Raw genomic sequence first — 13,091 nt, 5'->3', positions numbered from 1 at the left:
CCCCCTCTCGTTGATCTGGAGTCACCCCGCCATGCAGGCAGAACCGAAGAAATCTCTGGTGGGGACGGAGTACGAGGTCGAGGTGGGCCCGGTCGCCCACGGCGGGCACTGCATCGCCAGGACCGCCGAGGGGCAGGTGCTGTTCGTCCGGCACGCGCTGCCCGGTGAGCGGGTGGTGGCCCGGGTGACCGAGGGCGAGGAGGGGGCCCGCTTCCTGCGCGCCGACGCGGTGGACATCGTGGACGCGTCCAAGGACCGCGTCGAAGCCCCCTGCCCCTACGCGGGCCCCGGCCGCTGCGGCGGCTGCGACTGGCAGCACGCCAAGCCGGGCGCCCAGCGCCGGCTCAAGGGCGAGGTGATCGCCGAGCAGCTGCGGCGGCTGGCCGGCCTGACGCCGGAGGAGGCGGGCTGGGACGGCACGGTGATGCCCGCCGAGGGCGACAAGCTGCCGGCGGGCGAGGTGCCGCAGTGGCGCACGCGCGTGCAGTACGCCGTCGACGCCGACGGCAACGCGGGACTGCGCCGGCACCGCTCGCACGAGGTGGAGCCGATCGAGCACTGCATGATCGCGGCGCCGGGCGTCAGCGAACTCGGCATCGAGGAGCGCGACTGGTCGGGCATGGTGTCGGTGGACGCGATCGCCGCGACCGGTTCCCAGGACCGGATGGTGATCCTGGAGCCCCGCCCCGGCGCCCGCCTGCCCCTGGTCGAACTAGACAAGCCGGTCTCGGTCCTGCGGGTGGACGAGAACGACGGCGGCATCCACCGCGTCCACGGCCGTGCCTTCGTCCGTGAACGGGCCGACGGCCGCACCCACCGCGTGGGCAACGGCGGCTTCTGGCAGGTCCACCCGAAGGCGGCGGACACCCTGGTCACCGCGGTGATGCAGGGCCTCCTCCCGCGCAAGGGCGAGATGGCCCTGGACCTGTACTGCGGTGTCGGCCTGTTCGCCGGCGCCCTCGCCGACCGCCTCGGCGAGAAGGGCGCGGTGCTCGGCATCGAGTCCGGCAAGCGCGCGGTGGAGGACGCCCGCCACAACCTCGCCGGTTTCCCCCGGGTCCGCGTCGAGCAGGGCAAGGTCGAGTCGGTCCTCCCGCGCACCGGCATCACCGAGGTCGACCTCATCGTCCTCGACCCGCCCCGCGCGGGCGCGGGCCGCACCACGGTCGAGCACCTGACGTCCCTGGGCGCCCGCCGCGTGGCCTACGTCGCCTGCGACCCGGCCGCCCTGGCCCGCGACCTGGCGTACTTCCGGGACGGCGGGTACCGGGTGCGGACGCTGCGGGCCTTCGACCTGTTTCCGATGACGTCGCACGTGGAGTGCGTGGCGATTCTGGAGCCTGCTGCTAAGTAGCTCTGACCTGCGGTTTTCGTAGGTTTCTCAGGCGAGGCCGGGCACGCTCGATCTGTTTCCCGAAGTCTACGAGGTGAAGTGCGTAGGCCGCTGGGGGACGCCGTTTGACCTGGCATTTCGGATGGCGTAACCGGGACGGTGGTGCGGTCGCCCTCTCTCACAGTACGGAGGGAGGCTGGCCGTCGCGACGCTCAGTTGACGCTCGTTCTGATGGGTCGTCAGTGGGTGCCGTCGGCCAGAACATGATCAACTCGCGGACGTCGTAGCTGTCTTCTCGGTCGTGTCAGAGTCCTCGGTATGCGCGAACCGCTGGTTGCGGCCCCGACCGACCCGGTCTTGCTACGCATACCGCCCTCAACCGGCACTGTTGCTCTGACCGGTTGAATCCAAGGCGTCGTTCTCCGCGGCCGCGCTCGACCGGCCGCACACACGCTCGTAGCGTTCATCGACGAGCACAAGGGCCGCTTCGGCAGTGTCGAGCCGATCTGCCGGGTCCTCACCGACCACGACTGCAGGATCGTCCCGTCCACTGTTGTGCCCACCACAAACGCCAGGCTGCACCCGCTGCCCACACCTTCGTGGCGGGTGATGCCATCGGCCAACGGCCCCCGGCTCAAACAAAGACCGCTCCTACGCGGAACTTGGGGGTGAAGACGCCCCAGACCTCTTCACGGGTTCGTCCTGGATGCCTGCCGCGGCCCGATCTTCGATCAACTGTTGGCTGGTCGCGACCGAGTCGCTAACGGAGTAGTGCGTCGTCCCCGGAGCGTCTCGGAGCTTCAGATCCCCGGCCGCGAGCGTCAGCACGTCAGACGCTGTCAGACAGTCGCGACCCCGTCCGCGCAGAACCGAACCAGGCCGGACGTTCCCACTGGACCTCCTCCACCACGGTCATGAGAGGCGCGGAGCTCGACGGATCGGGGTCGCATTTCGGCCGCCCAGCGCGTCGACCAGTCTGGGGGTGCTGTCACCCCCAAGGACACCTAGGGCCGTCACTATTTGCTCCTAAATATTCCGTGAGCATTATCACTTCATGTTAAGGAAATGGTGTGTGCACCTTGTGTATGTACGTAAGGATCTTTTAAGAATCTCTTCGTTCTTGATCCGTAAGGGTGGGGGGATCCCCGTGCGTTCTGCACGTCCGCTTGGTGTCGTTGTCGCCTTCGTCCTGGCCGTACTGGCCGGGACCGAGCAAGGCGCGGCCTCGTTGGCGCTGTCCGCGGCCGGGAGTGGTTCGACGGCGTCACCCGAGCAGAGTTGGGGTTCCGCCGCTGGGCGTGGTCACGGGGCGTCTACGCAGGCCACCGACGCCGCGGCCAAGGGAGGCCGCAGGGGCGCGCTTGCCGGGCGGGGGGAGGTCCCGCCAGGGCAGACGGACAGCCTGACCAGCATCCCCAGTACAGGCGTCTCTCCCAAGCCGGGCGCAGTCCACAAGGTCGACACACCACTTGCTTCGACCCCCAAGGGCTTCAACTCCAAGCTCAGTAGTGAGCTCAAGGACAAGCGTGGCGCCCGAGAGCGGACGTACGTCAATCCGGATGGCACGTACACCACTCGCTATTACAACGAGCAGGTCAACTTCCGCTCTGGGGACGGCTCCTGGAAGGCCATCGACACTTCGCTGAGACCCAAGGACAACCCCGGCCCCAGCACCATGAGCGCCGCTGGGGACGGTTTCGCCACCGCCTCAACTGAGGCGCAGATCGAATTCGGCGGGACTGCCGATGCCGACCCGGTCGTCAGCATGGCCGTCGAGGACGGGGTGTCCGTCGGGTACGGCGTCGACGACGCCAGCGCTGCCGCAGGGCAGGCCGAGGGCAGCACGCTCACGTACGAGGACGTACGCCCGCACTCCGATGTCGAGTTCGTCGCCGGCGACGCCTCCGTCAAGGAGACCCTGGTCCTCAAGGATGCGGCTGCTCCCACCGAGTGGCGCTTCCCGCTCGCGCTCGACGGCCTGACCGCTGCGATCGACGACCACGGCAACGTCGTCTTCACCGACGCTGACGGGACCCTGCGCGCATGGACCCCGGCCGGCTGGATGGAGGACTCCAACCTCGCGCCCGACTCCAACGAAGGCGTGTTCTCTTCGGGTGTCCACTACAGCCTCACTGAGGAAGCCGGCCGCCAGGTCCTGGTCGTCACGCTGGACAAGGACTGGCTGACCGATCCCAAGCGGGTCTACCCGGTCCGGGTCGACCCGTCCGTGAAGTCGGTCGACGCGACCTCCGGCACCTATGTCGAGTACCCCTACAACCAGAATTTCGCCACCGACACCGTCCTGAAGGTCGGCACGTATGACGGCGGGGACCACAAGGCAGCGGCTTTCCTGCGCTTCAGCGGTCTTGAGACCACCCTGAAAAACGCCTGGGTGCTCAGTGCGAATCTCGCGCTGTACAACACCTGGTCCCAGTCCTGCACCGCCCGTCCGGTGACCGTCCACCCGATCACGTCCAACTGGTCAGAGTCCACCACCTCCAAGTGGCCTGGTCCGTCGACCGGGTCGTCGCTGGCCTCGAAGAGCTTCGCGCACGGCTGGCGGCCCACCGGTACCGAGACATGGTCGTGCGGTCCGGCCTGGTCGACCATCAAGCTCGGTTCGGCGGGACGGAAGCTGGTCGACGACTGGACGCACGGCCGTAAGAAGAACTACGGCCTGGCGGTGAAGGCGTCTTCGACGGACTCCAAGGGCTGGAAGCAGTTCGGTTCCGACGACTACCCGAACGGTAAGCCGAGCCTGGATGTCACCTGGACCAAGTACGGCGCCGCCTACAAGCTCGGCGACTTCACCGCAGCCGTCACGGCGACGACCGAGGGCGCGGAGACCGTGACCGTCACCAATCAGGGTCAGGAGACCTGGCCCTCCGGCGGCGGCTACCAGCTGCGGTACAACCTGTACGACGCAAGCGGCAATGAGATCACCGACAGTTCCAAGATCCGCTGGACGAAGATGCCGCAGGCGATCTCGCCGGGCGAGTCGGTGACTCTGAGCGCCAAGATCGCTCCTCTGACACCGGGGACGTATACGCTGCAGTGGACGATGGACGACGTCGGCACCAGCCGCTTCACCTCGGCCGGTGTTCCCGGGCCGTCCGTCAAGCTGTCCGCGGTGAACATCCCGCCGCAGCTGACGGCCGAGTCCCCGGGCAGCGGTGTCACCGTGAGCACTCTCACGCCGACGCTGTGGGCGAAGGGCACGGACGCCGACCGCTACCCCAAGGCCACTCTCCAGTACTGGTTCGAGGTCTGCGAGGTCAAGGGCAGCAACCTGCGCCTGAACTGCAAGACCGGGCCGAAGACGAGTGAGCAGCAGTGGGCGGTGCCCTCTAGCTGGCTGTCGTGGAACAAGACGTACGCCTGGTACGGCTACGCCTACGACGGTTCTACCTCCTCGACCCGGCCGGGTGCGGCCCTGGTCACCACGCAGGTGCCGCAGCCCAGTGTGACGAGCCACCTCGGCGGCGCGGACGAGGGCAGCGAGATCGGCACCCGTGAAGGCAACTACGTCACCGCGGCGACGGACGCGGCGCTGACCGCCGTTGGCCCGGAGCTGTCCCTGACCCGGACCTACAACTCCCTCGACCCGCGCACCGGCGGTGCCTTCGGTACCGGCTGGTCCACGCGCTGGGACATGCAGCTTCGGGAGGAGCCCGCCACCTCGTCGGCCCTCGTGACGCTGGCCGACGGCTCACAGGTGCGGTTCGGGAAGAACGCCGACGGCACGTACACCGGTCCGTCCAGCGGATCGCTGACCCTGGCCAAGCAGTCGACGGAGTGGGTGCTTCGGGAGCGTTCCGGCGCCACCTACCGGTTCCTGGCCGGCGGCATGCTCAGCAAGATCACAGACGCTGCCGGGCGAGGACAGACCATCACGCACGAGACCCCGACCAGCGGGCCGGTGAAGAGGGTCACCGACGACCTGTCGGGCCGTTCGCTGTCGTTCGGCTGGACCGGCAGTCACGTCACCACGGTCACCACCAGTGCCATCGACGCGAACACGTCAGGGCTGGCATGGTCGTACACCTACACGGGTGACCAACTGACCACCGTGTGCCCGCCCTCCTCGTCAACGAAGTGCACGGTGTACGAGTACGGCTCCGGCTCGGTCTACCGCAGCGGCGTCCTGGACTCGGCCCCGACGTCCTACTGGCGCCTGGGGGAGAGCGAGGGTTCGGTGGCGGCCAGTGAGGCCATTTCACGGACCGGGTTGAACGACGCCGTGCACCGGGACACCGTGCTGGGCGCCGAATCGGCGATCGCGGGAACGACGGACACTTCAGCGACCTTCGACGGCACCGACTCGGTCGTCGAACTGCCCACCGACACGCTCAAGACCGCGGCCTTCCCGACGATCGAGCTGTGGTTCAAGACGAACACGGCCTCCGGGGTCCTGGTCGGCTTCCAGAACGCCGAGCTGGGTGAGAAGCCCAGCTCCTGGCGACCGGTCCTGAACATTGACGGCTCCGGCAAGCTGCGCGGCGAGCTCTACCTCACCGGCAGCCCGGGCGCGACGCCGATCGTCTCGTCGAAGGCAGTGACCGACGGCAAGTGGCACCACGTCGTGCTCTCCGCCGCAGTCAACACTCAGACCCTGTACCTGGACAGCGCCGAGGTCGGCACGCTGGACGGCGTCCTGACCGAACAGTCCCGCGACTACGCCTATCTCGGGGCCGGCTACGGCAGCTCAGGCTGGATGGGGCTCGCGGAAGGGGAATACCACTTCAAGGGACAGATGGACGAAGTCGCCTTCTACGACCACACGCTGGACCCGGCGACCGTCTCCGAACACTACGCCGCCCGCAACGCCATCGGCCAGCTCACCAAGGTCACCCTGCCGTCAGGCAGGGTGCACGCGACGGCCGGCTACAACAGCGTCACCGGTCGGCTCTCCCAGCACACGGACGAGAACGGCGGCACCTGGAAGGTGTCCGCACCCACCTACTCCACCACCTCGTCGTCATACGCGGATACCATCCAGCGCACGGGCCCGACCGGATACTGGCGGCTCGGCGAGCGCACAGGCGCCACAGCGGCGAGCCCCCTGGGCGACGACTACGCGGGTGACTACCTCGACGGGGTACGTCTGGGCAGCGCCGGCATCTTCTCCGACGGCGATGACACCTCGGTGACCTTCGCCGGGGACAGCGCGGTCGAGGTGCCCGCCGAGACGCTGGGCACCAACACCGCCATGTCCGTGGAGCTGTGGTTCAAGACCAAGACCCAAGGCGTCCTGGTCACCAACCAGAACGCGGACATCGGCGACACGCCGACCAGTTGGCGGCCCATGCTGCTGATCGATTCCGACGGGAAGCTGCGCGGCCGGTTCGGCGGCGCAGCGACCAGTATCCTCTCCGCGTCGGCGGTCACCGATGACAAATGGCATCACGTCCTGCTGACCGGAAACGAGGGCATCCAGGCCCTGTTCGTCGACGGTGACTACCAGGGCAGCACCCCCACAGGTGTGGTGGCCGACCGGTTCAGCCAGGTGTTCGTCGGCGGCGGCTACTCCTCCAGCAGCTGGGACGGGCAGGCAGCCGGCTACCGGAACTTCACCGGTCAGATCGACGAAGTCGCCTTCTACGACAAGGCGCTGGTGACGTTCGTGAAGGTCGGTTCCCTCTGGAAGTACATCAAGTGGGCTGCCGGTCAGACCGATGCGCCGAACCAGCACATCCAGGCCCGCCGTGCTCTGGTAGCCGGCCGGGGTGACCAGTACGACGGGGTGGCCGTCGCGGATGCACCCGCCGCGTACTGGCGGCTCGGCGAGTCCGAGGGCACCACGCTCACCAGCGCGGTCGGCGACACCTCGATGGCGGCGACCTTCAAGCCCGACGCGGGCGGTGTGTCGGCCGTCGACCAGACCGGTGTCTTCGGCCCCGGTGACAACCGGGCCGTGAACCTCAGCGGCGGCGGCACCATTCAGATACCCGGCTCGATACCCGCCTCGGCGATCGAGCTGTCCGCCGAGATGTGGTTCAAAACGTCGACGTCCAAGGCCGTCCTGCTCGGCTTCCAGAACGCGGCCGTCGGCTCCACCCCCACCTCCTGGCGACCGGTCCTGAACATCGACGGCAGCGGCAAGCTGCGCGGTGAGTTCTACCTCTCCGGCGTCTCCGGCGCGACTCCGATCGTGTCATCGACGGCGGTGACCGACGGTGAGTGGCACCACGTGGTCCTCTCGGCGAGCGCAACCACCCAGACCCTGTATCTCGACGGCGTCAGCGTCGGCGAGCTGGCGGGCACGATAGTCGACCAGTCCCGGACCTACGCCTACGTCGGCGGTGGTTATGCCAGCTCCGGTTGGACGGGCCTGAGTGAGGGCACCTACTACCTCGACGGACAGGTCGATGAGGTCGCCCTGTACAGGTCCGCCTTGACCGCGGACCAGGTTTCCTCGCATTACCGGGCACAGGCCGAGGCGGTCGACTCCGGTCTCAGCTCTACGGTGACGGTCACCGACCCCGCCGAGCGCACGAGTACGGCCAGCTACGACGCCCTCAACGGACAGCGGGTTCTTTCCCGCAAGGACGCCTCCGGGGCTGTGACGTCGTACGACTACGACAGCCTGGGCAACCTGCACACCATGACGGACCCGAACGGACACGCTATCGTGACCGGACGGGACGCCCGCGGCAACGTCGTTTCCACGACGACCTGCCGGGATGCCGACTCCTGCTGGACCGGTTTCAGCAGTTACTACCTGAACTCAGCTGACGCACTGGATCCGCGCAACGACAAGCCGCTGACATATCGCGACCAGCGCTCGACCGACCGCTTCGACAACCGCTACCGCACCGCCCGCACCTACAGCACGCTCGGCCTGATCAAAACCACTGAACGGCCCGACGGCTCCAACTCCGCCACGGCCTACACGACGGGAACGGAGAACGCGGCCGGCGGGGGCACTGTGCCGGCAGGACTGGTGCTGACCGAGACCACGACGGGCGGAGCACAGACCTCGTACAGGTACTTCGCCAACGGAGATCTGGCCCAGGTGACTTCACCATCCGGCCTGGTGACGTCATACACCTACGACGGGCTGGGGAGGAAACTCACCGAGAAGCAGGTCTCGGACACTTTCCCGGACGGGGTAAGCACCGGCTTCGGCTATGACCAGGCTTCGCATGTGGTGTCCGAGACGGGTGCCGGGGTGAAGAACGAGATCACCGGTACCACACACACCGCGAAGATCACGCGTGCGTACGACGAAGACGGAAACCTGCTGTCCGAGTCGGCTGCCGACACCACCGGCGGGGACACCGGCCGGACGACCGCCTACCACTACAACTCCTTGGGCCTGAACGACTCCGTGACTGACGCGGAGAACAACGTCACCGCCTACGAGCACGATGCGTTCGGCCGGGTCAGCGGCATGACCGACCCTGCGGGCATGCACCTCACCTACACCTACACCGCGCAGGGCCAGCGGGCGACGACCGTCCTTGACGACTGGACGGGCGATCCGTCGGGAACGGTCCGCGACCTGACGGTCGAGTCGAACGCCTACGACCCCGCCGGCCGCCTGGCGTCCACGACAGACGCGATGGGCGCGACGACGGCGTACACCTATTTCGACGACGGATTGGCTGCCACGACCACCTCCCAGCAGGTCACACAGGCGGACGGCAGCAAACACGACATCGTGCAGGAGGCCAACACCTACGATCCGGCCGGCAATCTGACCAAGCAGATCACTGGCGGAGGCAAGAGCACCCAGACCTTCACAGTCGACGCCCTGGGGCGTACGAAGACGAGCGTCTTCGACCCGGGCGGACTCGCCCGCACCACGATCCTCGACTACGACGGAGACGACCGGGTCAAGCAGCAGACGCAGTCGATCAGCTCAGGCAAGACGCTGACCGTGTCCGCGGAGTACGACAGTGCGGGCAACGTCACCAAGCAGACGACGACCGACGGTACTTCCACGCACATCACCTCAGGCACGTACGACGACCGCGGTCTGCCGCTCACGGCGGTCAGCCCGCGCGGCAACGCCACCGGCACCAACGCCAGCGCGTACACCACCATCTACCGTTACGACGCGCTGGGTCGGCTGGTACAGGAGAGCTCCCCGTCCGTTTCGATAGAAGAGAACGGCGGAACCGCAACCACCGCCAAGCCGATCACGCTGACCGGCTACAACACCTTCGGTGAGACAACTGACGCCAAGGACCCCCGCGGCAAGGTCTCCCGCACCGAGGTCGACCGCCTCGGCCGCACCACAGCCGTGACCCTGCCGGACTACACCCCGCCTGGTTCCACCACCGCGCTGACGGCGACCACCCGCACGACGTACACCGCTCTCAGCCAGCCGCTGACCGTCACCGATCCGCTGGGCAGGGTCACACGCTACGGCTACGACCAGTTCGGCCGGATCACCAGCAAGACCGACCCAGTGGCCGACGCCGCCGCGGCCGTGGCCGCGCAGACCGACTCGGACCTGCTCAACACCACCGCAACTGATGGCGGCGGGGTCACCCGTTCCACCTGGACCCCGACCGGCCTCCAGCTCTCGCTCACCGATCCGACGGGCGCGCGCACCGAGGCGACCTATGACGAACTGGGCCGCCAGCTGACCGCGACCACCGTCGAGCGCTACCCCAGCACGGTCAACCTCATCAGCAGGTACACCTGGGACGACGCCAGCAATCAGACCGCTTCAACCTCCCCAGCCGGGATCGCCACCAGCGCCACCTACAACCCGGCCGGCGAACCCATGACGACCACCGACCCGGCAGGCACCACGAAGTACGACTACGACGGCCTGGGCCGTCAGACCGAGACCACCGACGCCACCAACCGCCGCACCACCACGACGTTCAACGCGCTTGGCAATGTGACAGCGACGACCGAGTACGGCACCGGAACCACCGCCCTGCGTACCACGGCAGCCGAATATGACGAAGAAGGCGACCAGATCGCCGCGATCTCCACGCAGACCAAGGCACGTACCACCTTTACCTACGATGCCCTGGGCCGGATGACCTCTCAGGTCAAGCCTGTCTCTGCCGGCGCCTCGATCACCACATCGTTCGGGTACGACGCGGCGGGTAACCAGACCCGTCTCACCGACGGCCGTGGCAACCAGAGCATCTACACCTTCAACGCCTGGAACCTGCCCGAGTCCACCATCGAACCCTCCACCACGGCCCACCCGGGCGCCGCCGACCGCACCTGGACCACCACCTACGACAAAGCCGGCCAGGCTGTCTCCGAAAACCTTCCGGGCGGCGTCAAGCGCGAGCAGACCTACGACGGCCTGGGCCGCCTGACCAATGAGACCGGCACCGGCGCAGAAGTCAGCACCACCGCCCGCTCCCTCTCCTACGACCTTGCCGGACGTCTCATCGCCTCAGGCACGGCCGACGGTGTCACCGAGAACACCTACACCTACAACGACCGCGGCCAGCTCCTCACCGCGGCCGGCCCCGGCGGCACCGCCGGCTACACCTACGACGCCGACGGCAACATGACCGTCCGTAAAACCAAGGCAGGCACAGCCAACTACGGCTACGACAATGCCGGACGCCTCGACTGGGTCTGGGACTCCATCACCAACAACGACATCTGGTACGACTTCGACGCCGTCGGCCGCCCGAGCCTGGAGCAGTACGCCACCAAACCCGACGGCGCCACCTCCTACACCGCCACGGCCAAGCGCACCTACGCCTACGACGACTTCGGCCGCCTCAAGAGCGACACCGTCACCACACCCGGCGGCACCACGACAATCGCCTCCACCGGATACGGCTACGACCTCGACGACAACCTGGCATCGAAGACGACGACCGGCACAGCCGGGGCAGGCACCAACACCTACGAATACGACTACGCGGGCCGCCTGACCACCTGGACCAAGGACGGCAGCAGCGTCTCCTACGGCTGGGACGGTGCAGACAACCGCACCAAGGCCGGCACCACCATTTCCACGTACGACGCTCGTAACCGCCAGCTCACCGACGGATCAACCACCTACACCTACACCGCACGCGGAACCCTCGCCGCGACGGTCACCGGCACCACCACCCGCACACAGACCTCGGACGCCTTCGAACGCAAGATCACCGATGGCGCCACGGCCTACAGCTACGACTCCCTCGACCGCATCCAGACCCGCGGCTCTGTCGCCTTCGCCTACGACGGCGGCTCCAACAACCTCGCGGGCGACGGCACCACCATCTACAACCGCACACCTGACGGCACCCTGCTGTCCCTCACCGACGGCACCACCAAGCAATGGGCCGTCACCGACCAGCACACCGACCTGACCACCGGCCTCGCTTCCGACGGCCTCCAGGTCACCGGCTCCACCGACTACGACCCCTTCGGCAAGAAGACCGCCACCAGCGGCACCACCCCTGCCGTCGGCTACCAGTCCGGCTACACCGACCCCACCAGCGGCGACGTCAACATGGCAGCCCGCTGGTACCAGCCGGGCACCGGAGGCTTCAGCTCGCGCGACACCTGGCAACTCGACCCCGTCAGCCAGCAGGCCAACCGTTACAGCTACACCGCAGGCAACCCGCTGGGCGACACCGATGCCACCGGTCATTTCAACGTTCATGAACCCGGAGGCGGAGTTGGTGGTTCTGCAGTCCGGTTTACAGGAATCGACATCAGACGCCCTATCCCGCGCAGCAAGCCTGTGGGAGAAGCACGTCGGTATCCTCAGAGATCGATGAGTCGCCCTGGTCGAGCCGGTGGCTCCGGCTATCTGTCAGGGGGACTGTCCGGGGCCGGCTACCAGAGCCTCGCAGACTTGCTGCGCAAGCAGGCAAACCACGTCTCGCAGGCAGCGGGGTACTCCGCGCTTGTCGACACCGGGTACGGATACAGTCACGGCCCCGGCACTAGTGCGGGTACCGGTGCCGGGTCTGGATCGGGGAACTGCCAATACGGCTGCAGCATCATCGTCACACCTCCGAAGCCACCCATCGACCAGAACCCCAACAACGGGCCCAACCCGGAACCCGCACCCACCCGAGCGAAGCCCAAGGCGGAATACGAGGACGCGGGATGGGACACCGGCGACGGCGTGGACACGGTCGTCGACACCGTGGACATGCTCAGGCTGCTCGGCGACGGCACGTACACGCCCGACAATGAACTGGAGGCCCTGCCCGCACCGGTGAACAACGCCGTCTGCGTGTCCACCGGCGGCTGCACCGGAGACGACGGTGACGAGGGGCGCAGGAGCTCGTGCGATGCGACGCCCCTGATCGACGGCGGGCGGATCTACGGTGGTCTTGAGGAATACACGGACCACCAGGGAAACAAGGGATGCAGGGCGACCGGCGCCAGCGCATTCCTCACCAAGAGCGATCGCAGGTCGCGCACGGGAGCGGGTGGCCTGCCGAAGTGCCCCGAATGCGAGCCCTCCTCTCAGCCGGACGGAATGGCAGAGATCAGGGCCGGAGGCGGAAAGCCGGAGGCCGGCCACCTGATAGGTTATTGGGGCAAGGGTACCGGTCAGGATGTCCGAAACCTGGTGGCCTTGAACGCCAGGGCGAACCGTCGGATGGCGAGCAAGGTGGAAGCCTTCGGGTGGAAGTCCCTGAATAAGAACAACAGCCTGTTCATGTCCGTCGTTCCCCTATACGGAGACACTCACTCGGCCGTTCCTACGACTATCCAAGTGGGAATGACCGTGTACGGACCCGGGGGAGGAATCGTGGACAGTTATTCATGCACTGCGATCAACTCGAAGACAGGCATCGGCTCGAAATGCTAAGGAGGT

Annotated in this window: 2 protein-coding genes; both read left to right on the top strand. The window is 67.2% G+C overall.

What is annotated here, in order from left to right:
* Positions 1 to 31: 31 nt before the first annotated feature.
* A complete protein-coding gene (locus tag ACFXI4_RS20855) occupies positions 32 to 1,354 on the top strand; it encodes a class I SAM-dependent RNA methyltransferase (RefSeq protein WP_384992939.1) in 1,323 nt (440 codons plus the stop codon).
* Positions 1,355 to 2,480: 1,126 nt separating this feature from the next.
* Positions 2,481 to 13,085, top strand: coding sequence for a LamG-like jellyroll fold domain-containing protein (locus tag ACFXI4_RS20850; protein ID WP_384992937.1), 10,605 nt, complete (start codon positions 2,481 to 2,483; stop codon positions 13,083 to 13,085).
* Positions 13,086 to 13,091: the final 6 nt, after the last annotated feature.

It is taken from the genome of Streptomyces sp. NPDC059224 (assembly GCF_042754285.1).
Classification (GTDB): domain Bacteria; phylum Actinomycetota; class Actinomycetes; order Streptomycetales; family Streptomycetaceae; genus Streptomyces.
This window is presented reverse-complemented; position numbering and strand designations above follow the sequence as displayed.